Raw genomic sequence first — 23,052 nt, 5'->3', positions numbered from 1 at the left:
TGGCGCGATTGGCAGGGTTCCGGGGAGCGACCCCCGGAGGTTCCGGGGTGTCCTCCCCGGAAGAGCGTGACGACCGCCGCCCCACCTCAGGAGGAGGCCGCATGGCATCCAGCAGCAAGCGCCCACGCCCCGGCGAGTCCGGTGCATCCGGTGCGTCCGGTGCGTCCGGCGCCACGGGTGCGTCCGGCGCCACGGGCGCGTCCGGAGGCACCCACGCGACCGACCCCGATGCTGCGGCGGAGGCCGTACCGCACGTACGGGTGGCCGTGGTCGGCTCCGGCTTCGGCGGCCTCGGTGCCGCCGTCCGGCTGCGCCGCGCCGGGATCACCGACTTCGTCGTGCTGGAGCGCGCCGACTCCGTCGGCGGCACCTGGCGCGACAACAGCTACCCCGGCTGCGCCTGCGACGTGCCCTCGCACCTCTACTCCTTCTCGTTCGCGCCCAACCCCGACTGGCCGCGCAGCTTCTCCGGCCAGCCGGACATCCGCGCCTACCTGGAGAAGGTCGCCACCGTCTTCGGCCTCCGCCCCCACCTGCGCTTCAACACCGAGGTTCTGGAGGCGCGTTGGGAGAGCGAGCGGACCCGCTGGCGGATCACCACCTCGGCCGGCCAGTGGACCGCGGACGCCGTCGTCTCCGCCGCCGGACCGCTCGCCGACCCGCAGATCCCCGACCTGCCCGGCCTGAGCACCTTCCCCGGCAAGGTGTTCCACTCCTCCCGCTGGGACCACGACTTCGACCTGGCAGGCAAGCGCGTCGCGATGGTCGGCACCGGGGCCTCCGCCGCCCAGATCATCCCGTCGATCCAGCCGAAGGTCGGCAAGCTGACCGTCTTCCAGCGCACTCCGGCCTGGGTCCTGCCGCGCCGCGACCGCGAGATCAGCCAGCTGGAGAAGTGGCTGCACGACCGCCTCCCGGTCACCGCCAAGATCCGCCGGGGAACCCTGTTCGCCCTCCGCGAGATCCAGGTGGACGCCTTCGTGCGCCGCCCCGGACTGCTGCGCGTCGTCCAGCAGATCGCCGAACGCCACATCGCCCGGGGCGTCGCCGACCCGGCGCTGCGCGCCAGGCTCACCCCGGACTACCGGATCGGCTGCAAGCGCATCCTGCTCAGCAACACCTACTACCCGGCGCTCGCCGCCGCCAACACCGAGGTGGTCTCCTCCGGCCTGCGCGAACTGCGCGGCTCCACCCTGGTGGCCGCCGACGGCAGCGAGCACGAGGTGGACGCCATCGTCTTCGGCACCGGCTTCCACGTCACCGACATGCCCATCGGCGCCCGGGTGTTCGGGGCGAACGGGACGAGCCTGGCCGAGGAGTGGAAGGACGGCATGGAGGCGCTGCGCGGCTCGACCGTGCGCGGCTTCCCCAACCTGTTCTTCGTGATCGGCCCCAACACCGGCCTCGGCAACAGCTCGATGATCCTCATGATCGAGTCCCAACTGAACTACATGATCGACGCGTTGACGACGCTCGACACGGTCGGCGCGACCGCGATGCAGCCCACCGCCCGCGCCCAGCGACAGTGGAACCTGGAGCTCCAGCACCGGATGGACCGCACCGTCTGGACCACCGGCGGCTGCCGCAGCTGGTACCTGGACCCGAGCGGCAAGAACACCGTGCTCTGGCCCGGCTCCACCACCTCCTTCCGCCGGGCCACCCGCAAGGTCGACCTCGGTGAGTACGAGCTGATCATGCGCACCGCCCCGAGCGCCGCCCGTCCCACCGCCGGAACCGCTTCCGGAACCGCTGTCCAGGAGGCCACCGCATGACCGCCGTCCGCCTGCCCGCCGAGTACGTACCGCCCACGCCCGTCGAGGAGTTGAGCGTCCGATCGGCGGACGGCATCCGGCTGCACGTCGAGGTGCACGGCCAGCCAGGCGCGCCCACCGTGGTGCTCTCCCATGGCTGGACCTGTTCGACCGCCTTCTGGGCCCCGGTGATCCGCGAACTCGCCGACCGCTACCGGGTGGTGGCCTACGACCAGCGCGGCCACGGCCACAGCGAGATCCCGCCCAGCCGGGCCCGCTACTCCACCCGGGCGCTCGCCGAGGACCTGGCCGCCGTGCTGGCGCGGACCGTCCCGGAGGGGGAGCGGGCAGTGCTGGCCGGGCACAGCATGGGCGGGATGACCATCATGGCGGCCGGCGGCCGGCCCGAGGTCGCCGAGCGCAGCGCCGCCAACCTGCTGATCTCCACCGGTCCGGCCGAGCTGCTCGCCGAGCTCACCGTCCTGCCGAAGGGCGTCCGCGCCCCGGGCCTGCGGCGCTTCCTGCACCGGCAGCTGCTTCGCTCCCGGATGCCGCTCGGACCGGTCTCCGGCGCCAGCCGGGCCGCGCTCAAGTACGCGATCATGGGGCCGGGTTCGACCGCCGGACAGGTCGAGGCGACGGCCCGGATCGTGCACGCCTGCCCGACCGGGGTCCGCTTCCACTGGGCCGGAGTGCTGGAACGGCTGGACGTGCGCGCCGGTCTCGGGCGGATCGCCGCTCCCACCGCCGTGGTGGTGGGCACCGCGGACCGCCTGACTCCGCCGGTGCACGCCCACCGGATGGTCGCCGAACTCGCCGACCCGCAGGGCCTGTTGCTGCTGCCCGGGGTCGGGCACATGGCGCCCCTGGAGCGGCCGGTGGAGATCGCCGCCGAGATTGACCGGATGGCCTCCGCCTACCTGAGCCCCGGCCGCGCCGCCGACGTGGCCGCTTCCGGTGTCGTTCCCGCTGCTGTTCCCGCGCCCGCTTCCGCCTCCGCTTCTGCTGTCGAGAGGACCACCGTCGCATGAACGCCATCCCGCCGTTGTCCGCGCAGGTCGTGGTGGTCACCGGGGCCGCCCGTGGAGTCGGGGCCTCGCTGGCCCGCAAACTGGCCCGGCGCGGGGCTAAAGTCGCGCTGCTCGGCCTGGAACCGGAGGAGCTGAAGGCCGTCGCGGCCCAGTGCGGCGCGGCCGCCACCGCGTGGGAGGTGGACGTCACCGATCTGGAGGCGCTCAGCGACGCTGCCGACCGGATCAAGGACCATTACGGGCGGATCGACACCGTGGTCGCCAACGCCGGGATCGCGATCGGCGGACCGCTGGCCGACAGCGACCACCGGGCCTTCAGCCGGGTGATCGAGGTCAACCTGCTGGGCAGCGTCGCCACCGCCCGGGCCTTCCTGCCGGCGCTCACCGAGAGCCGGGGCTACCTGCTGCAGATCGCCTCGCTCGCCGCGCTGACGCCCGCACCGTTGATGAGCGCCTACTGCGCCAGCAAGTCCGGGGTGGAGGCCTTCGCCCACTCGATCCGCGCCGAGGTCGCCTATCAGGGAGTCAAGGTCGGTGTGGGATACCTGAGTTGGACCGACACCGACATGGTGCGCGGCGCCGACGAGGACGCCGTACTGAAGCAGATGCGCAGCCGGCTGCCGTGGCCGGCCAACAAGACCTATCCGCTGGAGCCGGCGGTGGAGCGGATCGTCGCCGGGATCGCCCGGCGCTCCGCCCATGTGTACGCCCAGGCCTGGCTGCGCGGGATGCAGCCGGTGCGCTGGCTGCTGCCCGGCCTGATCGCGGTGGTCGGCTCCCGTGACGTCGCCAGGCTCGCTCCGCAGCTCGCCGCCACCGCCGCCTCCCGGCTGCGCGCCGTCGGGGCCGGTGGCGCCGCGGACGCGGCGGCGCGAGGGGGCCGGGCGGGGGCGGGGGACTGATGGGCGGCGGATGACAACTGACAGCTGACGGAGAACGGATAACAGATGACAGGTGACAGATTTCGAAATCTGTCACCTGTCATCTGTTATCCGCCAGTCGTCCGCCGTCCCCCCGTTCCCCCGTCCGACGTCACCCCGCCTCCGCCCCCGCCGCGATCCCCGCCAGCACCCGCAGGGCCCACCCCAGCACCGGCAGTGGCGGCGAGGCCAACCCCACCCGCACCGCCGACGGCGTGCTCCGCGGATCCACCGCGAAGGCCGTCGCGGGTGTCACCGAGATCCCCGCCCGCCTCGCCGCCGCGACGAAGGTCTCCGCCCGCCAGGCCCCGGGCAGCTCCCACCACAGGTAGAACGAGCAAGGGTCCGCCCGCAGCCGCTGCCCCGCGAGCGCCTCCCGGGCCAGCGCCTGCCGCGCCGCCGCGTCCGCCCGCTTCGCCGCCGCCACCGCGGCCGCCGTCCCGTCCCCGATCCAGCGCACCGCCGCCTCCAGTGCGAACCCGCTCGGCGCCCATCCGCCGGTCCGCAGCGCACCGGCGACCTGGTCGAGCAGCCCGTCCGGGACGACCGCGAACCCGGTGGTCAGCCCGGGGGCGAGCCGCTTGGACAGGCTGTCGACCAGCACCGTTCGCTCGGGTGCGAGCGCGGCGAGCGGGGCCAGCTCGGGGCGGAGGAAGGACCAGATGCCGTCCTCGACCACCGGTAGGTCCAGCCGGCGCAGCTCCCCGGCCAGCGCGACCGCCCGCTCCGGCGGCAGGCTCACGCCGAGCGGGTTCTGCAGCCGGGGCTGGAGGTACACCGCGCGCAGCGGCGCCGTGCGGTGGGCCGCCGCTACGGCTTCGGGCAGCAGCCCGTGTTCGTCGACGGCGAGCGGCACCAGCCGGATGCCGAGCCGTTCGGCCACGGCCCTGACCACCGGGTAGGTGAGTGCCTCGACCCCCAGTCGCTGCCCGGGCGGTACCAGCGCGGCGAGCGCCCCCGCGACGGCCTGCCGCCCGTTGCCCGCGAACAGCAGCTGCCGGGGGTCGGCGTCCCAGCCGCCCGCCCCTGTCGACAGCAGCTGCGCGAAGGCCCGCCGGGCCGGCTCCGTCCCGGTCGCGCCGACCGGCCGCAGCGCCTCGCCGAGTGCGTCGGCCCGTAGCAGTGGTGCCATCGCACCGGCCAGCAGTTCGGCCTGTCCGGGCACGGTGGGGTAGTTGAGCTCCAGATCGATCGGCGCGTCAGTGGGCTCGGCGAGGGCGATCCGGCCGCCGTCCGCCTCGGTGGCCCGCCCGGCCCGGACGAAGGTGCCGCGCCCGACCTCGCCGATGGTCAGCCGGCGCCGGACCAGTTCGCGGTAGACCCGCCCCGCCGTCGAGGCGGCGATGCCCCGTCCGCGGGCGAAGGCCCGCAGGGTGGGCAGCTGTTGGCCGGGCCGCAGCCGTCCGTCGGTGATGTCGGCGGCGAGCTCGTCCGCGATCCGCCGGTAGTCGTCCATCGTTCTCCAACCCTTTGCCTCTCGGAAGGCATTGCACCGAGTGCAAAGTCATCATTGCATCGAGCCGACTCCGCACCCTAGCCTCCTCGCATGGACGACTTGGACACGTTGACATCAGCCGTGGACGGCCACGCGGTGCTCGGCATCGCCGCCGTGGCCCTGGGAATGGTGCTGTCGCCGGGGCCGAACATGATCTACCTGGTGTCGCGCTCGATATCCCAGGGCCGCCGCGCCGGCCTGGTGTCGCTGACCGGCGTCGCCACCGGGTTCCTGGTCTACCTGGTCGCGGTGACGGCCGGGGTGGCGGCGGTGTTCTCGGTCGTCCCGGCGCTGTACACCGCGATCAAGCTGGCCGGCGCGGGCTATCTGCTCTGGCTGGCCTGGAAGGCGGTCAAGCCGGGAGGTACGGCGGTCTTCGCCCCGCAGCAGCTGCCGCCGGACTCACCGCGCCGCCTGTTCGCGATGGGCTTCCTGACCTGCCTGCTCAACCCCAAGATCGCCATCATCTACATCTCGCTGCTGCCCCAGTTCGTGGCGCCCGAGCGCGGCCATGTCGCGCTGCAGAGCCTGGTGCTGGGCCTGACCCAGATCGTCATCGCGGTCAGCGTGAACGGCCTGATCGCGATGAGTGCGGGCAGCATCGCGGGCTTCCTGAACCGCCGCCCGGTCTGGCTGCGCGTGCAGCGCTATGTGATGGGCACCGTCCTGGCGGGCCTCGCCCTGAACATCGCCGCCGACCGCGCCAAGGCCGTCGCCGTCTAGAGCCTGCCCGGCAGGTCGTGCGCCCGGCGAGGTCCGCCGGGCACCCCCGCCAGCCCTGGCCCCGCCAACCCCGGTTCCGCCAGCCCTGGTCCCGCCAGCCCTGGTTCCGCCAACCCCGGTTCCGTCAGCCCCGGCCTTGCTAACGCCGGCTCGCGGCCCGCAGTACCTCGTATCCCGCCTGGATGAAACGCCCGTTGAGCGAGGGCCCGGTGTTGGCCAGGGCGGCGACGGCGGTCGGCCCCTCCGGCGAGAACCCCACGAAAGCGGTGAACCCCCGGGTGCCGCCGGAGTGGAAGTAGAGCTCCCGGCCGCCTGAATTCCGGTGCTGCCAGACCAGGCCGAGCCGGTCCGTCGAGTGCGGAAGCCGCAGCCGTAGTCGCTGGACGTCCCGCAGGGCGGCTCCCAACCGCCCCTTCCCACCGTCGAGATGGGCGTGCAGGTAGCGCAGCAGGTCGGCCCCGCTGGAGCGGACCGCGCCCGCCCCGGGCAGTCCGGGGATGAGCCAGGGCGGCAGTGCCCGTCCGCGTCGGTACCCGACGGCGCGTTCCGGCGCGTCCGGTGCGCAGGTCGTGGCGTGGAGCCCCAGTGGCCGGCAGATCCGCTCGGCGAGCAGTTCCGGGTACGGCGCCCCGCCGGTCTCGGCGAGCAGCCGGCCAAGCAGTCCGACCCCGTAGTTGGAGTAACGGTACCGGCTGCCTGGCGGGCAGCGTACGGCGGTTCGGGCCACCGACCTGCGCAACTGGTCGTCGCCGAAGGCGGCGTACGGGTTGCCGGTCCAGTTCGGGACGGCCGCGGCGAGCAGTCCGGGCGGCAGTCGCGGCAGGCCGGAGGTGTGGGTGGCCAGGTGCAGCAGCCGAATCGGTTCGCCGGAACTCGCCCGTACCGGGCGCCAGTCGGGCGGAAGGCGGCTCTCCACCGTTTCGTCCAGGGCGAGTTCACCGCGCGCGGCCAGCTCGGCGAGCAGCAGCGCGGTGAACGTCTTGCTGACCGAGCCGAGTTCGAAGACGCTGTCCGGTGTGCACGGGGCGGACCGCTCGCGGTCGAGGTGCCCGTCGCAGTGGACCTCCTCCCGCCCCGCGTGCGCCACCGCCACCGTGACGGCGGTGGCGTACGGTTCGGCGGCCCGCAGCGTCGCCGCGACCGCCGTGTCCAGCCCGCTCAAGTGGCCACCGGTGTGCCGCCGAGCGCACGCGAGAGCGCGACGGTGGCGGCCACCACCCCGACCACGGCGGTGTGTCCGTGATCGCGGAAGGCGTCCTCCGGGTCGTCGTACTCGGGCGCCGACCCCTCGCACGGGATCAGTCCGTCGGGCTGCTGGACCGCGGCCAGGGCCTCCCAGCCGACCCGGCCGGTGACGGGCTCCCCGATGCACGAGTCGACGATCAGCAGTTCGCCGGCGAGGTCCCACTGCTCGATCTCCAGCCAGATGTCGAGCCAGACCGGCAGCCAGTCGCGCAGGTAGTCGCGCATCGGTTCGGGCAGGCACTCGGGCCGGGCGCCCCAGTCGGTGACGTGGAAGACGGTGTGGGTGACGTGGTAGGCGATCAGCCAGGCGATGGTCCACGGCTCGGGGAGGGCGCCGAGCCAGGTGGCCCCGGCGAGTGCGTTCCAGTCCGGCCGGGGTTCGAGGCCCGCGATCCGCCGGGCGTTGGCCAGGGCGAGCCGGCGGTTGCCGGGGATCTCGACGGCGTGCACGGAGCGGAGGCGGCCGAGCGAGTTGAGGAGGTCCTCCAGCGCGGCGTGGCGGTAGCCGGCCCGGGCGAAGTGGCCGTACGTCTCCAGCGGGTCGATGACCGTGACGTGCCGCAGTTGCCGCTCGTACAGCAGGTCGCCGCCCCGGAGTTGGGCCCAGGCGGCGTCGAGGAGCGCGCGGGCGAGCTCGGTGTCGTGCGGGCCGGTGATGCCGTCGCGCAGCACCAGCGAGGAGGCCAGGGCGACTTCGCAGAGCGGTTTGTAGACGTCGTTCGGTTCGGCGAGGTCGATGACCGTGTTGTCCTCCAGCCGACCGTAGCCGCTCTGGTAGCCGGCGTGCAGCCAGGCCAGTGACCGGGAGCCGAGCTGTTGGGCGGTGCCGAGCACCTGGGTGTCGGTCATCTCGGAGCCCCGTTCAACAAGGCCCGGGCAATGGCGAGTTCGAGCCCGGATCGGTCCGTTCCGTCGTTGACCTGATCGATCCGGTCCAGGACGGGTTCGATCTCCAGGCGCAGCGGTCGCCCGTCGGCGTGCGCCCAGGCGAGCCAGCGGGCGAGCCGGACGGAGGTGGTGGCATCGCGCCGCAGCACGGCCCGGACGGTGCCGCGGGCGAGGTCCAGTGTGCCCGCACGTACGGTGTCGTGCAGCGGGCCGTCCAGCCCGGGCATGGCGAGGACGGACACTTGCGCCATCCGGGCCGACCAGAGCCGCCAGCCGAGGCGTTCCCGGTCGGGCGGCGGCGTGGGCGGCCGGGCGGAGGCCGGGGCGCCGTCCCCGAACGGCGTGCGGGAGAGCAGCCGGTCGGCCGCCCAGTCCTGCCACCCGATCACGACTGCCGCTCCCTCGGAGGCGGGTGCCGGCGCCGGGAGCGCGCGTCGCGCCTCGGCCAGTAGCGCGGCGGTGGCGGTGTCGGGCTCGGCGCCGGAGATCAGCTGCGGGGCGAACAGGTCGGCGCCCAGCACCCGTACGGCGGCCAGCAGCGGCCGGGGTACGGCGGTGTCGGGGTCCGTGAGCGCGGCCGCGCCCCCGCCGCCCCGGAGGGCGTCGAGGGTGCGGCCTGCCACTCGCTCGACCGCCGCGGCGTACTCGTCACGGAGAGGAGTCTCGGCGAACGGCATGGTGAGGTGCTTCTCCTTCAGGGGACTGGAGAGGACGGAGAGGCCGGGCGCGGGGCCCGGGGGCCCGGGACCCGACTACCGGGTCGGCTTCTCCTTGGGGCCCTTCGGCGACAGCAGCAGCAGGCCGGCCAGCAGTGCGGCACCGGCGGCCTCGGGCAGGTACGTGGGCGCGTCGGACACGACGGCCTCGTCCTCCACCATCAGGCTCGCGAGTGTCTCGGCCTCGGCGAGCGTCGCGCTGGGTGACGTCGAGGCGGTTTCGGTGTGGAACTGAGTAAGCATCAGATGTGCCTCCTCGTCTGGCATTCACCGCCCGGTCGGGCGATGCCCCCGTTCGACACTACGAGCACGATCCGGTGCCTGCATCCGCAACCCGCTGAGCTGGGACGTTGCCCTGGGTGTGGGCGCGGATGCGGTGAGTCGGTACGGTCTGGGGCATGACCACAGCCTTGATCACCGGCGCGACCGCCGGCATCGGAGCCGCGTTCGCCCGCCGGCTCGCCCGCAGCGGCTACCAGCTCGTCCTGGTGGCCCGCGACACCGGGCGTCTGGAGCGCGCGAGCGCTGACCTGCACGCCGAGTACGGCATCGAGGCGGAGGTGCTGACCGCCGACCTCGCCACCGAGGAGGGCATCGCGGCGGTCGAGGCCCGGCTGTCCGACGCCGAGTGCCCGGTGGACCTCCTCGTCAACAACGCCGGCTTCGGCAACAAGGGCGCCTTCGGGACCGTCCCGCTCCAGGACGAGCTGGACATGCTGAAGGTGCACATCGAGGCGATCCTGCGGCTGACCACCGCCGCCCTCCCGGGGATGCGCGAGCGCGGCCGGGGCGCGGTCGTGAACGTCGCCTCGGTGGCGGCCTTCCTGCCGCGCGGTACGTACGGCGCGAGCAAGGCGTGGGTGGTGAGCTTCACCCAGGGCGTGCTGCGGGACCTCGGCGGAACGGGCGTGCGGATGATGGCGCTGTGCCCGGGCTTCACCCGGACCGAGTTCCACCAGCGGGCGGGCATGGGCACCGGCAACATCCCCTCCTGGTCCTGGCTGTCGGCCGAGCGGGTGGTGAACGAGGCGATGCGTGACCTCGCCCGAGGCCGCTCGGTGTCCGTGCCGGGCAAGCGCTACAAGCTGGCGGTGGCGATCGCCCGGGTGCTGCCGTCCGGCAGGCTCGGCGGCCTGTCCTCGAAGGCGGCGCGCACCTACCGGACCGACTGAGGCGCGGGGCGGTCGGGCGACGCGGCCGAGGCGGAGGCGGGCCCGACCGCCCCCGGGCGGCCCGCCTGGGGCCGGTCGGGCCGTCGGTGGCGGGTCGGGGCGGGGAATAGAGATAACCTCACTATTAGCTTGTCTAACTATGAGCTAACCCCGCTATGCTGATGAAGCCCGCCCGACCGTCCTACCCAGGGAGGCCCGTACTTGAGGCCCGCCATCGACTGGACCCCGCCCGACCGCGCCGAGGGCGACCCCCGCCCGCCGGCCCAGTGGCGCCGCATCCTCGCGCTGTTCCGCCCCTACCGGGGCCGCCTGACCACCGTCGGCCTGCTGGTCGCCGCCTCCGCCGTGGTGTCGGTGGTCTCCCCGTTCCTGCTCAAGGCCGTGCTGGACACCGCCATCCCGCAGGGCCGGACCGGGCTGCTCAGCCTGCTCGCGCTCGGGATGATCCTCACCGCCGTGGTGAACAGCATCTTCAACGTGCTGCAGACGCTGATCTCCACCACCGTCGGCCAGCGCGTCATGCACGACCTGCGCACGTCCGTCTACGGCCACCTGCAGCGGCAGTCGCTGGCCTTCTTCACCCGCACCCGCACCGGCGAGGTGCAGTCCCGGATCGCCAATGACATCGGCGGCATGCAGTCCACGGTGACCTCCACCGCGACCAGCCTGGTCTCCAACCTCACCGCCGTGATCGCATCGATCGTCGCCATGGTCGCCCTCGACTGGCGGCTGACCGTCGTCTCGCTGCTCCTGCTGCCGCTGTTCGTCTGGATCAGCCGCCGGGTCGGCCAGGAGCGAAAGAAGATCACCACCGAGCGGCAGAAGCAGCTGGCCGCGATGAGTTCGGCGGTCCAGGAGTCGCTGTCGGTCAGCGGCATCCTGCTCGGCCGCACCATGGGCCGCTCCGACTCGCTGGCCCGGGAGTTCACCGGGCAGTCCGACCAGCTCGCCGACCTCGAGGTGCGGGCCAGCATGGCCGGGCGCTGGCGGATGAACACCATCATGATCGTGATGGCCGCGATGCCCGCGCTGATCTACTGGGCGGCCGGACTGACCTCCGCCGCCGGCGCGCCGATCGTCTCGGTCGGCACCCTGGTCGCCTTCGTCACCCTCCAGCAGGGCCTGTTCCGCCCGACCGTCAGCCTGCTCTCCACCGGCGTGGACGTGCAGACCTCGCTCGCGCTCTTCCAGCGCATCTTCGAGTACCTCGACCTGCCGGTGGAGATCGCCGAACCGGAGCACCCGGTCGGCCTGGCCGACATCCGGGGAGAGGTCCGCTTCGAGGGCGTCGACTTCCGCTACGACCCGGACCAGGAGCGCCCGACCCTGGAGGGCGTCGAACTCAAGGTCCCGGCCGGGACGTCACTGGCCGTCGTCGGCGAGACCGGCTCGGGCAAGACCACCCTCAGCTACCTGGTGCCGCGCCTGTACGACGTCACCGGCGGCCGGGTCACCCTGGACGGCGTGGACGTGCGCGAGCTGTCCTTCGACACCCTGGCCCGCGCGGTCGGCGTGGTCTCCCAGGAGACCTACCTCTTCCACGCCTCGGTCGCCGAGAACCTGCGCTTCGCCAAACCCGGTGCCAGCGACGACGAACTGGTCGAGGCCGCCCGGGCCGCGCAGATCCACGACACCATCGCCGCCCTCCCGGACGGCTACCAGACCCTGGTCGGCGAACGCGGCTACCGCTTCTCCGGCGGCGAGAAGCAGCGCCTGGCACTCGCCCGCACCATCCTGCGCAACCCGCCGGTTCTCATCCTGGACGAGGCAACCAGCGCGCTCGACAACCGCACCGAACACGCCGTCCAGCAGGCCGTCGACACCCTGGCCGCCGGCCGCACCACCATCACCATCGCGCACCGGCTCTCCACCGTCCGCTCCGCCGACCAGATCGCGGTGCTGGACCACGGCCGGGTGGTCGAACTCGGCACCCACGAGGAGCTGGTGGAACTGGACGGCCGGTACGCGGCGCTGCTGCGCCGGGAGGTACCGGAGGCTGCGGAGGCGGCCGGAACGGAGACCGTGCCGGCTGCCGCGCTCGGACCCGCGTAGCACCAGGCGCGAGTGCGTGTGCGCAGGCGGCGCAGGCGGGACGGACGTGGTGCAGGCGGGACGGACGTGGTGCAGCCGGGACGGACCGCGGCTCAGGCCGCCTTCGGGACCTCGTTGTAGCTCTCCACGACCTCCTGGCCGGAGAGCCGCTGGATCGCCGCCATCACCTCGTCGGTCACCTGCCGACGGGCCTTCAGTGAACGGGCCTGCCCGTGCAGCTCGTCGAAGTGCAGCGGCTCGCCGAAGCGGACGGTCACCTTCTTGATCCGCGGCACCCGCTTGCCCACCGGCAGGATCTGCTCCGGGCCCTCCAGCGCCACCGGCACCACCGGGACGCCCGCGGTCAGCGCGAGCCAGGCGACGCCCGTCTTGCCCCGGTACAGCCGGCCGTCCAGCGACCGGGTGCCCTCCGGGTAGATCCCGAAGGCCTTGCCGGCCTCCAGGATCTCCAGCGCCGACTCCAGCGAGGCCTGAGCGGAGCGGTAGGTGCCGCGCTCGACCGGCACGGCGCCGATCGATTCGAAGAAGCCCTTGGAGAGCCGGCCCTTGAGCCCGGTGCCGGTGAAGTACTCGGCCTTGGCGAGGAAGTGGACCCGGCGCGGGGAGGTGAGCGGGATCACCACGCTGTCGATGAAGGACAGGTGGTTGCTGGCCAGGATCACCCCGCCCTTGCGCGGCACGTTCTCGACGCCCTCGATGGCCGGACGCCAGATCCCCCGTGAAACGGGTTTCAGCAGCAGCCTGGTGGCGAGGTCGAGCACGGGTTCCCTCCCTGGACGAACGACCGCCCCGGAGGAGTCCGGGTCAGCAATCAGACCCGCAGACTACGACACCGACCCCGCCGCCCGTCCACTCCCGGCGACCGTGGTGAACGCCACGGCCGGGTAGGGTACGGCCGTCCGAACCGAGCAAGACCCCGCAGTACCCAGGAGGGAACGATGGAGAGCGTCGAGGCCATCAAGGAGATGTTCGACCGTTTCGACCAGAACGGCGACGGCAAGATCACCCCGGCCGAGTACGCGCTGGCCGCCAACGAGATGGGCGACCACAGCGTCACCATCTCGATGGCAGAGGCGCTGATCCACGCGATGGACACCCGCCACCAGGGCTACCTGGACTTCGAGGAGTTCCTGGCCGCCCGCCAGCGCTGAATCGCGCGGACGGGGCCGGTCGCCGTACCGGCGGCACCCGCCCCGTCCGAAGGCCGCTACCGCCTACGCTCCGTCCGCCGGAGCCGCCGTGCCCGTACCTGCCGTGCCCGTACCTGCCGTGCCCGCCGGAGCCGACGGCGCCACCGGGAACACCCGGCGCACCACCCGCTCCGCCGCCCCGCCGTCGTCCCAGACGCAGAACTTCGCCCGGAACCGCTCACGCGCCGCCGGCTCCGGATCGCCCGCGCGCAGCGCCCGCGCCAGCCCGTCCACGTCGACCGTGACCGCGCCCGGCGGCTCCGCGAACAGGTCGAAGTACACGCCGCGTTCGCGCTGGTACTCCGCCCAGTCCGGAGCGAATATCACCACCGGCCGGTCCAGCACCGCGTAGTCGAACATCATCGACGAGTAGTCCGTCACCAGCGCGTCCGCCGCCAGGTAGAGGTCCTCGACCACCGGGTGCGCCGACACGTCCACGATCTCCGCCGCGTCGTCACCGGCCGTCAGGTCGCCCGGGCCGTCGGTGTGGAAGTAGTGGGTGCGCACCAGCAGCGTGAACCGCGGGCCCAGCCGCCGGGCCAGCTCCGCCACGTCCAGCAGCGGCACGTAGCCGCCCTTCCCGCCGCGGTGGGTCGGCGCGTACAGCACCGCGGTGGTGCCGGGCCGCAGCCCCAACCGCTCGCGCATCGCCCGCACTTCCGCGGGGGTGGCGTTGGCCAGCCGGTCGTTGCGCGGGTAGCCGGTGTCCAGCATCTCGTACCGGCCGGGGAAGGCCCGGGCGAAGTGCTCGCTGGTGTGCGGGTTGGAGGAGACCAGGAAGTCCCAGCGGTCGATGGCCTCCTGGAGCCGGTCGAAGTCCATCCCCTCGGCCGCCTCGGGCCGGCCCCGCAGGTCCATGCCCATCGCCTTGAGCGGGGTGCCGTGCTGGGTCTGGACGTGTACCGTGCCCTGGCGCTTGGCCATCGTGCGCGGGAAGTTGACGTTGTTGACGAAGTACTTGGCGGTGGCCATCGCCTTCAGGTACGCGGGGGTGTTGACCACCACGTACGGGACGCCGGGCGGCATCGCGTCGGCCTGCCGGCGGGTCTCCACCACCCACACGCCCCGGATCTGCGGGGCGAGTTCCTTCGCCTTCTCGTAGATCGCCGCCGGGCTGCACGCGTAACCCCGGTGCCAGTATGCGGCGTAGACCGCCAGGTGCTCGTCCAGCGGGAGGCGGCGGAAGGCGTTGTACGCGGTGAACCGGGCGCCGCTGCGCACCCCCTTCTTCACCGCCGGGGCCACCGCCCGTGCCCCGCGCTTGAGTTCGCGCGGCAGCCGGCCGGTGCGGCGCAGCTCGGCGTACGCGATCCGGGCGCCGCGGGCGGCCAGCCGGTACTGCACCCCGCGTACCCCGCCGGGGAAGCGGTAGCCCGCGGGGCGGTGGCGCTCGAAGTGCAGGGCGAGCCGGTGGAAGTAGTCCTGGCGCCGGTCCAGCGGGACGAGACCGGGGGTGTCGTAGACGTTCAGCGCCTGACGGACGGTCCGGTCGAAGACCAGGGTGCGCAGCGACTCCGGCACGGGGCGGCCGGGTAGGTCCGGGTGATCCGGACCGTCCGGCCGGTTCGCGCGGTTCAGGAACGCGAAGATCGCGTCGTACTGGGCGAACACGTCGGCGTGCTTCGGGGAGGCGGTGGCGGTGATCGCGCCGTCGCGGCCGCGCCGGTAGAAGTAGCAGGGGCGGTCCAGGTAGCGCAGTCGCTCGGCGGCCAGCAGCGCCGGGTAGGTGACCGAGATGTCCTCGTAGTAGCCGCGGCCGAAGGCGACGTCCAGGCCCTCCAGGAAGGCACGGCGGAACACCTTGTTCCACACCGACATCACGGTCTGGAACAGCGCCGGGTGCTCGGCCGCCGTGCAGCCCTCGACCAGCGGGGAGCCGACCAGCACGTGCCGCCAGGGGTTGGGCTCGCTCCCGCCGTCGGGGTAGACGTGGGTGAAGTCGGTGAGCAGCACGTCGGCCGGCACCTCGCGGCGGCTCTCCTGCGCCAGCTCGTCCAGGATCACGCCGACCGTCCGCTCGGGCAGCCAGTCGTCGCTGTCCACGAACCAGACGTACTCGCCGCGCAGCTGCGGCAGGGCGGCGGCCCGGGCTCCGCCGAGGCCCTGGTTCTCGGTGAGGTGCATCACACGCAGCCGGGGGTCACGGGCGGCGTAGGCGTCCAGGATCGCGCCGGAGCCGTCGGGGGAGAGGTCGTCGACCGCGATGACCTCGAAGCGGGTCTCGGCGGCGGGGGTCTCGCCGAGGATCGAGTCGAGGCAGCGCGGCAGGTACCGCTCCACGCCGTGGACCGGGAGCACGATGCTGAGGAGGAGGGACACGCTGGCCGAGTCTACCGATCCACACGGTGCGACCTGCGAGGACGTCCGGTCGGCGACGGTGGGCCGGAACGGCGGGGGCGGCGGGGCGGGAACGGAGGGTGCGGCGAGCGGTGGGAACCGGCCCGGGACCGCCGGTGCCGGGCCCCGTGCGGGGTGGCACCGGCAGTCTGGTGGCGGCCGGGCCGACCCTCTACGGCCGGCCGCCGGTCCGGGCACCGCGCGGGCCTGGCCACCGCAGCGTCGAGGTGACCGGGCAGTGGCCCGCAGGGAGCCGGAGTTCTTCTCGAGCCATTCATGACTCGAACACACGACTGGGTGCGGTGCGGGCACCTGCGTGTTGTCTCAGATATTGCTTGGATGAATCGGCGGAGTCAATCCCTCGAATGCGTTCACTTCATGAAGTATCGCGGTGACGCGCTGCTCCCGGTGGTCCCCGCGCTCGTCCGCGATCCCCCGCGACCCCCGTGATCCCGCGATGGCCCCTTCGGTGATCCCTTCGGCGATCCCATTGGTGATCCCTTCGGTGACCCGTTCGGTGATCGCTTTGTCGACGTGACGGCTGTCCCCTATATGGGGAACCCTGGCGGGAGGCCCGGAGCGCCCCGGAGCGATTCGTCGACACGGCCACCGCACCAGCCGTCCGCCTCCGTGCGCCCGGCGCATGCCGTCGGTGCGGGCGCCGGCCCCGTGCCTCCAGGCCCTGGTGACGGACGGCCGGTCGTGCACCATCATTGATGCTTAGTCGTGATCGCCCCGGGCGGCCCCTGGTGCACCGTCAGTTGACGTCGCACGGTACGGTGGCACAACACCAAGGACGGTTGCGCGAAGGCCGTCTCTCACGGATAGTCTTCGCCTCACGGCCCTGGCGCCTCGTAGGGGTGGGAAACTGATGGAACACATGCAAGTGCGGACTCGGCCCCGTGTGCCGGCGATCCAGTGCGGCGTCGGCGCGACCGGCCGCCGGATCGAGCGACACCTGGCCGTGCTCGGCGCGCCTGCGCTCCCGGCGGTGGACACCGCCGAGGCGCTCGGGCTGATAAGGGAACTGACGCCGCGCGGCGCCGACGCCCCGGCGGCGGCCCGTCGTCGCCACACCCGGGTGTCGCTGCTGGCACCGCTGCGTCGGCTGCGCCGGAGCCTCTTCGGCGGACGCGGCTGAGATCCCGGAGCCGCGCTCCGGGCCTCGGCCCGGGGCCGGCTCCCGAACGACCCGACGGACCACCGGTCCGTCGGGTCGTCGGCGCGTCCGGGGGCCGGACCCGTCACTTTGGGCTGAACCCCTCACCCCGGGTCTGAACCCCTCACCCTATGCGAGGCCACCGCCCCGGCGCGGGGAGTCGGCGAGGCAGTACGCCCGACCCGCTGACCTGGGTCAGGATGGCGCCATGGCGGACACCAACCACTCCACGTCGACCGGGCCCTTCCACACCACCACCCTGGAGATCGTCACCGGCAACCGCGAGGTCGCACTCGACATCACCGACCGCTGCGCCGCGTTCCTCGACGAACGGGCCGCCGGACGCGACGGACTGCTCAACGTCTTCGTCCCGCACGCCACCGCCGGGATCGCCGTCCTGGAGACCGGCTCGGGCAGCGACGACGACTTCCTCGCCACCCTGCGCGACCTGCTCCCCGCCGACGACCGCTGGCGCCACCGGCACGGCAGCCCCGGCCACGGACGGGACCACGTGGTGCCCGGCCTGGTCGCCCCGCACGCCACCCTGCCGGTGCTCGGCGGCCAACTGGCGCTCGGCGTCTGGCAGTCCGTGGTGCTGATCGACACCAACGGGGACAACCCGCGCCGCACCGTCCGGCTGTCCTTCCTCGGCTAGCGCTCCTGCGCGACGTGCCCGGCCACGGCCGCGAGGTAGCGCTCGATCGCCAGGTACTGGCAGAGCAGCGCCACCGGTCGGCCCAGCCGGGCGTACCAGGCGGACAGCCGGGAGAACGCGGCCACCTCGAACCACACCTCGCCCCCGGCATCCATCGACACCAGGAACGACTCCTCGCCGCACTCCGGATGCCCGGGCAGCGTCCCGTACGCGAACCCGATCCGGTCCGGCTCCACCACCGTCCACACCACCCGGCAGGGGATCACCAGGCGCGGCCACCGGCTGCCCGGCAGGCGCAGCCGCAGCAGCACGGTGGCCCCCTCCCGGGCCGGCCCGCCCGGGTGCACCGCGAACCCGGTGCCCAGCTGACTGCCCCACCCGAGCACGTACCGCCCGGCCCGCTCCAGCACCTCCGGCCCCCGCCCGAGGTGCACCCGCCGCCGCAGGTGCCCGTACCCCTCCGGCAACCGCCCACCCCGGGTCGCCCCCACCTCGCCGTACGTGGGCCCAGCCGCCCGGGCGGCCCTCAGCCGCCGTTCCAGATCGCCAACCATGCCGCCCACGCTAGAGCTCGTCCTCCGACCGCCCGCCCGCGGGGTGACGCTCCCCGAGCCGCCCGCCGGGAGGTTGCCCCGAGGCGCAAGCATGCCTCGCCTCATGGCCCCCGGGCCCCGACCCTGGGGGCGCCTTGCGGCGGGGCGCAGGCGGGGAGTAGGAAGGCGGTATGGGTGAGATCGGAACGGATGAGGGCCTGGTGAGCGAGGACGCGGCGGTCTGTGAGCTCGCGCCGGACGGTTCGGCGGAGGCGGCGCTGCGGGAGGACCCGGGGGCGGAGGGGCCGCGCGCCGACTGCGTGCTGTGCGGTGAGCCGACGGTGCTGCCCGCGGATCAGCCGGGCAGCACGCTCTGCCCGACCTGTGCCTGGCAGCAGGCCCAGCGGGCCGCCTGTTCGGGCTGAGCGGGGGAGAGGGGCCGGGCCGGACAGGGACCTAGGCGTCCTCCCGTCCGGCCAGGGCCAGGGTGGAGCCGTGGCGGCCCTTGCGGACCAGGAGCTGGGCGGGGATCCGGCTGCGCAGGTCGGCGACGTGGCTGACGATGCCGACCGCGCGGTCGCGTTCGCGCAGGCCGTCGAGGACGTCCATCACCTCCTCCAGGGACTGCTCGTCCAGGGTGCCGAAGCCCTCGTCGATGAAGAGGGTGTCCAGCGGCATGCCGCCGGCCTCGTCGGTGACCACGTCGGCCAGGCCGAGGGCGAGGGCGAGCGAGGCGAAGAAGCTCTCGCCGCCGGAGAGGGTCGCGGTGTCCCGCTCGGTGCCCGTCCAGGCGTCGACCACCCGCAGGGCCAGGCCGGAGCGCTTGTTGCCGGTGCCCCGGTCGTCGCTGTGGACCAGGGTGTAGCGGCCACCGGACATCCGGACCAGCCGGTCGCTGGCCGCCGCCGCGACCTGTTCCAGCCGGGCCGCCAGGACGTACGATTCCAGGCGCATCCGCAGCCGGTTCTCGGTGGAGGTGCCGGCGGCCAGCGCGGCGAGCCGGTTGATCCGCCCGTAGCGGTCCAGCGCCGGGGCCAGTTCGGCGGCCAGGTCGCCCAGGCTCCGTCCGATGTCGGCCAGGGCCGCGCAGCGGTCCTGGGCCGCCGACCGGGCCGCGTGCGCCCGGCCGAGCCGGTCGGTGGCGGCGCGGAGCGCGGCCGCGGCGCCGGCCAGGTCGACCGGTGGACGGGCCGCGGCCTCGGCCAGCTCGGGCAGCGCCAGCTCGTGCCGGACGGCGGCCGACTCGGCGCGGTGCCGTTCCAGCCGGGCCTCCAGCCGGTCCCGCTCCTCGCGCGGCAGCAGGACGGCGAGAGCCGCGGCGGCGTCCGGGAACCCCGCCGCCGCGGCGGCCTTGCCGAGTTCCTCCTCGGCCCCGCCCAGCCGGGCCCGCGCCTCCGCCACCGTCCGGGCGGACTTGGCCGCCGCGGCGACCGCCTCGGCGAGCCGGGCCAGCGAGGCGGCCCGGTCGGCGACCGAGGCGGCGTCGCCTCGGGCGGCCGTGACCCGGGCGGTCAGCTCCCGCTGCTCGTCGTCCAGCGTCCGCAGTCGGTCGGTGAGGACGGCGGCGCGCTCCCTCGCCTCGTGCAACTCGTCCAGCCGGCGGGTGCGGTCCTGTGACAGCCGGGCGATCTCCTGCCCGACCCGCCCGAGCGTCTCCGCCTCGTGCAGCGCGGTGCGGTGCTCCTGCTCCAGTTCGGCGAGGGAGCGCGCGAGCACGTCCGCGGCCTCCGGGCCGGCCGCGCCGGTGGCCGTCGCCTCGCGCACCCGCAGGGCGGTCAGCGCCTGGTCGGCCTCGCCCCAGGCCCGTTCGGCGACGGCTTGGGCCCGGCCGGCCCGCTCCTCGTCCTCGGCGCTCACCCGGCCGCCGTCGGCGGCCTCGGCGGGCGCCGGGTGGTCGGGCGAGCCGCACACCCGGCAGGCCTCGCCCGAGCGCAGTTGCTCGGCCAGCTCGGCGGCCATGCCCGCCAGGCGGCGGTCCCGCAGGTCCAGGCTGTACTCGCGGGCATCCAGCGCGGCGGTGCGCAGCTCGGCGACCCTCGGCTCGGCGGCCGCGATCTCGGCCCGCAGGCCGTCCCGTTCCCGGGCCGCGCCCAGGCGGGTGGCCAACTCGGTCCGCTGCCCGTCCAGTTGCTCGACCCGGGTGCTCGCCGCCTGGGCCCGGGCCTGCTGCTCCTCCAGCCGGCCCAACTCGCCCTCGAACTCGGCCAGCCAGCGTTCGGCCTCCTCGGCCAGCTCCTCGGCATCGACCCGGCCCCTGGTCAAGGAGTGCTGTTCGCGGGCGAGTTCGGCGCAGCGCCGCTCCTCCGCCCGGGCCGACTCCAGCCGGACCACCTCGGCGCGCAGCCGCTGCTCCGTCGCGGTCAACTCCGCTTCGGTCGGCTCCGCTTCGGCCCGCTCCGCTTCGGTCGGCTGGGCGGTGTCGGACCAGGTCGGCGCGGTCATCCCGTCGCCCGCCCGGGCGAGCGCCGCGCGGTGCCGCCGCTCCGCCTCCCGAGCCCGCCCGAGCGCCTCGGCCGCACTCTCCCGCAGGCGCAGCGCCGACTCCACGCCGACCGCCTCCTGGGCGGCCGCGAGCCGCTGCCGGTCCCGCGCCGCGGCCGGCTCGAAGCCGGCCAGTCGCTCGGCCTCGGCCAGCGCCTCGCGGTGCCGGCGCTGCCGCCCGGCAAGCTCCTCGGCGCCCTCCCGGCCCCGCTGGGCCGCCTGCTGAGCCGCCTCGGCGCCCGCGAGCGCGGCCTCGGCGACGGTCAGCTGCTCGGCGGCCCCGCTGCGCAGGATCGCCGCCCAGCCGAGCAGCCCGGCGGCCGGCTCGGCGTCGTCGTCCTCAGCCGGCACCCACTCCCCGGCGGGCTCGGCCTCGGGACCGGCGGCCTGCTCGGCCTTGCTGGCGAGGTCCCGCAGTCGGCGCCGGCCGGCCTGGACGGCCGTCTCCTGGGCGCGGCGCTGCTCGGCGAGCCAGGCCTCGACGAGCCCGTAGCGCTCGGTGTCGAACAGTCGACGCAGCAGCTTGCCGCGCTCCTCGGAGTCGCCCTTGAGGAAGCGGGCGAAGTCGCCCTGGGGCAGCAGCACCACCTGGCAGAACTGCTCGCGGCTCATGCCGATCAGCCGGTGGATCTCCTCCCCGGCCTCCTGGTGCGACTTGCTGACCGGCCGCCAGCCGGGGGTGCCGTCGCCCGCGTCGGCGGCCCACTCGCGCAGCAGGGTCTGCGGCCGTTCGACGGTGGTGCCGGTGCCGACCTTCTTCGGGCGGCGCTGTTCGGGCAGCCGGGTGATCTGCAGCCGCCGCCCGCCCAGCGTCAGCTCCAGCTCGACCTGGGTGAGCCGCTTGGGGTCGGCGTGGTCGCTGCGCAGCCGGTTGGCCCGGCGGGCGTTCGGCGTCTCGCCGTAGAGGGCGAAGCAGACCGCGTCCAGCACGCTGCTCTTGCCCGCGCCGGTCGCGCCGCGCAGCAGGAACAGCCCGGAGGCGGCGAGCGCGTCGAAGTCCACCGTCTCGCTGCCCGCGAACGGGCCGAAGGCGGTGACGGTGAGCCGGTGCAGCCTCATCGGGGCAGGTCCGCCTTCCGGTCGGCGCCCTCGCGGACGCGCTCGAAGCCCTCGCGCAGCCAGCCCAGTTCGTCCGGCTCCGGCTCGGCCCCCGGGCGGACGTGCCGCAGGAAGCCCTCGGCGATCTCCAGGTCCTCCCGGCCGCTGACCCGGGCCGCGTACGACCGGGACGGCTCGTCCCCGACGTCCTCGGGGTCGAACAGCAACTGGAGGGTGTGCGGGAAGCGGCGGCGCAGCTTCTCCATCGGCTCGCTGGGGCGGGCCGCGTCGGTGAGCGTGGCCTGCACCCAGGACTGCTCGTGCTCCGCGTACTCCTCCTCGGTGAGCAGCGCCTCCAGGGTGCCGCGGAGGGTGGCGAGCGGGCGCGGTCGGGGGCAGTCGACCCGCTCGGCCGTCACCGAGCCGTCGGCCGCGAGGTCGACCAGCCACATGGTCTTGCGCTGGCGGGCCTCGGAGAAGGAGTAGGCGAGCGGGGAGCCGCTGTAGCGCAGGTGCGGGGCGAGGGTCTGGCAGCCGTGCAGGTGGCCGAGCGCGGCGTAGTGCACCCCGTCGAACACCGAGGCGGGGACGGAGGCGACCCCGCCGACCGCGATGTCCCGCTCGCTGTCGGACGCCGTGCCGCCGGTGACGAAGGCGTGCGCCAGCACCACCGCCCTGGTGCCCGCGGGGCGCGTCGCGAGGTCGGCCCGGACCTGCTCCATCGCCGAGCCGAGCACCGCCGCGTGCCCGCCCTTGGCCAACCCGAACCGCTCGCGCACCAGCGTCGGCTCCAGGTACGGCAGCCCGTACACCGCCACCGGCCCGTGCTCGTCCGCCAGCAGCACCGGCTCGGCGCACTCGCCCGGGTCCGTCCGCAGGTGGATCCCGGCCCGGCCGATCAGGCCGGCGCCGACCCCGAGACGGCGGGCCGAGTCGTGGTTGCCGCTGATGAAGACCGTCGGCACCCCGAGGTCGGCCAGCCGGTGCAGCACGTCGTCGAACAGCGCGACCGCGTCCAGACTGGGCAGCGCCCGGTCGTAGACGTCCCCGGCGACCAGCACGGCGTCCACGCCCCCGGACCGGACCACGTCCACCAGGTGGTCCAGGAAGGCGCGCTGGGCGTCGTGCAGGCTCTCCCGGTGGAACGAACGCCCGAGATGCCAGTCGGAGGTGTGCAGCAGTCTCACTGCAGCGCTCCTACCTGCGCGTTTGCCACTTCCATGTCCTCCGAGTCGGCACACCGGGTCGGCACCGGCCACGCGGCCGGTGCCTGGTCAGTACCGAGTATCACAGGACCCACCGACAGCGCCCCGTCCCGCACGGCCCGCTGACCCACCGCGACGGCGTCGACGGAGCGAAGCCGGCGTCCAAGGTGAGGTAGGCGTCGAAGATGACGTCGGCCGCCTGGTCGTGGGTCGACGCGAGCGGCAAAAGGGGGCGACCTGGGCGAGCTGGTTCGACACGCGCCGTGAGGCCGTTCTGCCGGTTCTGCTGCTTCTGTTGGTCTCCGCCCCGCCGGCGCCCTGTGGCCGGCGGGGCGCTCCCATGGCTCAAGGGGCACTTTTTGGCCCGCTGAGGCGGGGACGGCGGGCGGGTGAGCGGCCGGTAGGGGCCAAGTTTGGTCCGCTGGTGGGCCCCGGCTGCCGGTGTTCGATTACTTGGGGTG

20 protein-coding genes are annotated in these 23,052 nt (G+C 73.9%); 10 read left to right on the top strand and 10 right to left on the bottom strand.

What is annotated here, in order from left to right; all coding sequences use genetic code 11:
• Positions 1-101: 101 nt before the first annotated feature.
• From ACZ7BZ_RS06245 to ACZ7BZ_RS06235, 3 genes are read left to right on the top strand one after another with little or no spacing between them, the layout of a single operon-like run.
• A complete protein-coding gene (locus tag ACZ7BZ_RS06245; RefSeq protein WP_470357335.1) occupies positions 102-1,772 on the top strand; it encodes a flavin-containing monooxygenase in 1,671 nt (556 codons plus the stop codon).
• On the top strand, positions 1,769-2,782 hold the full coding sequence (locus tag ACZ7BZ_RS06240) for an alpha/beta fold hydrolase (RefSeq protein ID WP_470357334.1): 1,014 nt from the start codon (positions 1,769-1,771) through the stop codon (positions 2,780-2,782). The genes ACZ7BZ_RS06245 and ACZ7BZ_RS06240 overlap by 4 nt, the downstream gene beginning before the upstream one ends.
• Positions 2,779-3,684 carry an SDR family oxidoreductase gene (locus ACZ7BZ_RS06235; RefSeq protein WP_470357333.1) on the top strand — a complete coding sequence of 302 codons (906 nt, stop codon included), beginning with the start codon at positions 2,779-2,781 and terminating at the stop codon, positions 3,682-3,684. Before ACZ7BZ_RS06240 ends, ACZ7BZ_RS06235 begins: the two co-directional genes overlap by 4 nt.
• A gap of 130 nt (positions 3,685-3,814) precedes the next feature.
• Here ACZ7BZ_RS06235 and ACZ7BZ_RS06230 read toward each other — a convergent pair whose 3' ends face one another.
• On the bottom strand, positions 3,815-5,158 hold the full coding sequence (locus ACZ7BZ_RS06230; RefSeq protein WP_470357332.1) for an aminotransferase-like domain-containing protein: 1,344 nt from the start codon (positions 5,156-5,158) through the stop codon (positions 3,815-3,817).
• A 90-nt stretch (positions 5,159-5,248) separates the two neighbouring features.
• Between ACZ7BZ_RS06230 and ACZ7BZ_RS06225 the strand changes: the two genes are divergently transcribed.
• Entirely contained in the window at positions 5,249-5,920 is a 672-nt protein-coding gene (locus ACZ7BZ_RS06225; RefSeq protein ID WP_470357331.1) for a LysE family translocator, read from the top strand.
• A gap of 139 nt (positions 5,921-6,059) precedes the next feature.
• Here the strand turns inward: ACZ7BZ_RS06225 and ACZ7BZ_RS06220 are convergent, their stop codons facing one another.
• The 4 genes from ACZ7BZ_RS06220 to ACZ7BZ_RS06205 form a co-directional block, all read right to left on the bottom strand.
• Positions 6,060-7,082 (bottom strand): serine hydrolase domain-containing protein, encoded by a 1,023-nt coding sequence (locus tag ACZ7BZ_RS06220; protein WP_470357330.1) that lies wholly within the window; start codon positions 7,080-7,082, stop codon positions 6,060-6,062.
• Positions 7,079-8,014, bottom strand: coding sequence for a DUF6895 family protein (locus ACZ7BZ_RS06215; RefSeq protein WP_470357329.1), 936 nt, complete (start codon positions 8,012-8,014; stop codon positions 7,079-7,081). Before ACZ7BZ_RS06215 ends, ACZ7BZ_RS06220 begins: the two co-directional genes overlap by 4 nt.
• Complete coding sequence (locus ACZ7BZ_RS06210) at positions 8,011-8,730, bottom strand: hypothetical protein (RefSeq protein ID WP_470357328.1); 720 nt, start codon at positions 8,728-8,730, stop codon at positions 8,011-8,013. Before ACZ7BZ_RS06210 ends, ACZ7BZ_RS06215 begins: the two co-directional genes overlap by 4 nt.
• 75 nt (positions 8,731-8,805) lie before the next feature.
• Positions 8,806-9,012 (bottom strand): hypothetical protein, encoded by a 207-nt coding sequence (locus ACZ7BZ_RS06205; RefSeq protein ID WP_380450921.1) that lies wholly within the window; start codon positions 9,010-9,012, stop codon positions 8,806-8,808.
• A gap of 155 nt (positions 9,013-9,167) precedes the next feature.
• On the opposite strand from ACZ7BZ_RS06205, the gene ACZ7BZ_RS06200 reads away from it, so the two are divergent.
• Both ACZ7BZ_RS06200 and ACZ7BZ_RS06195 read left to right on the top strand, forming a co-directional pair.
• A complete protein-coding gene (locus ACZ7BZ_RS06200; RefSeq protein ID WP_470357327.1) occupies positions 9,168-9,941 on the top strand; it encodes an SDR family NAD(P)-dependent oxidoreductase in 774 nt (257 codons plus the stop codon).
• 201 nt (positions 9,942-10,142) lie between these two features.
• Positions 10,143-11,993, top strand: a complete 1,851-nt coding sequence (locus ACZ7BZ_RS06195) for an ABC transporter ATP-binding protein (protein ID WP_470357326.1) — start codon at positions 10,143-10,145, stop codon at positions 11,991-11,993.
• Positions 11,994-12,085: 92 nt separating this feature from the next.
• Here ACZ7BZ_RS06195 and ACZ7BZ_RS06190 read toward each other — a convergent pair whose 3' ends face one another.
• Positions 12,086-12,754 carry a lysophospholipid acyltransferase family protein gene (locus ACZ7BZ_RS06190; protein ID WP_380450915.1) on the bottom strand — a complete coding sequence of 223 codons (669 nt, stop codon included), beginning with the start codon at positions 12,752-12,754 and terminating at the stop codon, positions 12,086-12,088.
• A gap of 177 nt (positions 12,755-12,931) precedes the next feature.
• On the opposite strand from ACZ7BZ_RS06190, the gene ACZ7BZ_RS06185 reads away from it, so the two are divergent.
• Complete coding sequence (locus ACZ7BZ_RS06185; protein ID WP_188304199.1) at positions 12,932-13,144, top strand: EF-hand domain-containing protein; 213 nt, start codon at positions 12,932-12,934, stop codon at positions 13,142-13,144.
• 63 nt (positions 13,145-13,207) lie between these two features.
• Here the strand turns inward: ACZ7BZ_RS06185 and ACZ7BZ_RS06180 are convergent, their stop codons facing one another.
• Positions 13,208-15,502, bottom strand: a complete 2,295-nt coding sequence (locus ACZ7BZ_RS06180; RefSeq protein WP_470357325.1) for a bifunctional glycosyltransferase/CDP-glycerol:glycerophosphate glycerophosphotransferase — start codon at positions 15,500-15,502, stop codon at positions 13,208-13,210.
• Between the two features lie 889 nt (positions 15,503-16,391).
• On the opposite strand from ACZ7BZ_RS06180, the gene ACZ7BZ_RS06175 reads away from it, so the two are divergent.
• Both ACZ7BZ_RS06175 and ACZ7BZ_RS06170 read left to right on the top strand, forming a co-directional pair.
• Positions 16,392-16,661: a hypothetical protein gene (locus ACZ7BZ_RS06175; protein ID WP_350504212.1), complete on the top strand. Its 270-nt coding sequence runs from the start codon at positions 16,392-16,394 to the stop codon at positions 16,659-16,661.
• A gap of 226 nt (positions 16,662-16,887) precedes the next feature.
• Positions 16,888-17,334: a YjbQ family protein gene (locus ACZ7BZ_RS06170; protein ID WP_380450909.1), complete on the top strand. Its 447-nt coding sequence runs from the start codon at positions 16,888-16,890 to the stop codon at positions 17,332-17,334.
• Here the strand turns inward: ACZ7BZ_RS06170 and ACZ7BZ_RS06165 are convergent.
• Positions 17,331-17,888, bottom strand: coding sequence for a DUF1990 family protein (locus ACZ7BZ_RS06165; protein WP_470357324.1), 558 nt, complete (start codon positions 17,886-17,888; stop codon positions 17,331-17,333). The genes ACZ7BZ_RS06170 and ACZ7BZ_RS06165 overlap by 4 nt on opposite strands.
• A gap of 170 nt (positions 17,889-18,058) precedes the next feature.
• On the opposite strand from ACZ7BZ_RS06165, the gene ACZ7BZ_RS06160 reads away from it, so the two are divergent.
• Positions 18,059-18,292, top strand: a complete 234-nt coding sequence (locus ACZ7BZ_RS06160) for a hypothetical protein (RefSeq protein ID WP_470357323.1) — start codon at positions 18,059-18,061, stop codon at positions 18,290-18,292.
• Positions 18,293-18,323: 31 nt separating this feature from the next.
• Here ACZ7BZ_RS06160 and ACZ7BZ_RS06155 read toward each other — a convergent pair whose 3' ends face one another.
• Positions 18,324-21,407: an AAA family ATPase gene (locus tag ACZ7BZ_RS06155; protein WP_470357322.1), complete on the bottom strand. Its 3,084-nt coding sequence runs from the start codon at positions 21,405-21,407 to the stop codon at positions 18,324-18,326.
• On the bottom strand, positions 21,404-22,573 hold the full coding sequence (locus ACZ7BZ_RS06150; RefSeq protein ID WP_470357321.1) for an exonuclease SbcCD subunit D: 1,170 nt from the start codon (positions 22,571-22,573) through the stop codon (positions 21,404-21,406). Before ACZ7BZ_RS06150 ends, ACZ7BZ_RS06155 begins: the two co-directional genes overlap by 4 nt.
• Positions 22,574-23,052: the final 479 nt, after the last annotated feature.

Source organism: Kitasatospora sp. NPDC036934, assembly GCF_055608425.1.
This window is presented reverse-complemented; position numbering and strand designations above follow the sequence as displayed.

Bases quoted from the DNA above. Each gene is read 5' to 3' on its own strand.
- ACZ7BZ_RS06245 (WP_470357335.1), top strand. From the start codon at position 102: ATGGCATCCAGCAGCAAGCGCCCACGCCCCGGCGAGTCCGGTGCATCC.
- ACZ7BZ_RS06240 (WP_470357334.1), top strand. From the start codon at position 1,769: ATGACCGCCGTCCGCCTGCCCGCCGAGTACGTACCGCCCACGCCCGTC.
- ACZ7BZ_RS06235 (WP_470357333.1), top strand. From the start codon at position 2,779: ATGAACGCCATCCCGCCGTTGTCCGCGCAGGTCGTGGTGGTCACCGGG.
- ACZ7BZ_RS06230 (WP_470357332.1), bottom strand. From the start codon at position 5,158: ATGGACGACTACCGGCGGATCGCGGACGAGCTCGCCGCCGACATCACC.
- ACZ7BZ_RS06225 (WP_470357331.1), top strand. From the start codon at position 5,249: ATGGACGACTTGGACACGTTGACATCAGCCGTGGACGGCCACGCGGTG.
- ACZ7BZ_RS06215 (WP_470357329.1), bottom strand. From the start codon at position 8,014: ATGACCGACACCCAGGTGCTCGGCACCGCCCAACAGCTCGGCTCCCGG.
- ACZ7BZ_RS06210 (WP_470357328.1), bottom strand. From the start codon at position 8,730: ATGCCGTTCGCCGAGACTCCTCTCCGTGACGAGTACGCCGCGGCGGTC.
- ACZ7BZ_RS06205 (WP_380450921.1), bottom strand. From the start codon at position 9,012: ATGCTTACTCAGTTCCACACCGAAACCGCCTCGACGTCACCCAGCGCG.
- ACZ7BZ_RS06200 (WP_470357327.1), top strand. From the start codon at position 9,168: ATGACCACAGCCTTGATCACCGGCGCGACCGCCGGCATCGGAGCCGCG.
- ACZ7BZ_RS06185 (WP_188304199.1), top strand. From the start codon at position 12,932: ATGGAGAGCGTCGAGGCCATCAAGGAGATGTTCGACCGTTTCGACCAG.
- ACZ7BZ_RS06175 (WP_350504212.1), top strand. From the start codon at position 16,392: ATGGAACACATGCAAGTGCGGACTCGGCCCCGTGTGCCGGCGATCCAG.
- ACZ7BZ_RS06170 (WP_380450909.1), top strand. From the start codon at position 16,888: ATGGCGGACACCAACCACTCCACGTCGACCGGGCCCTTCCACACCACC.
- ACZ7BZ_RS06165 (WP_470357324.1), bottom strand. From the start codon at position 17,888: ATGGTTGGCGATCTGGAACGGCGGCTGAGGGCCGCCCGGGCGGCTGGG.
- ACZ7BZ_RS06160 (WP_470357323.1), top strand. From the start codon at position 18,059: ATGGGTGAGATCGGAACGGATGAGGGCCTGGTGAGCGAGGACGCGGCG.
- ACZ7BZ_RS06155 (WP_470357322.1), bottom strand. From the start codon at position 21,407: ATGAGGCTGCACCGGCTCACCGTCACCGCCTTCGGCCCGTTCGCGGGC.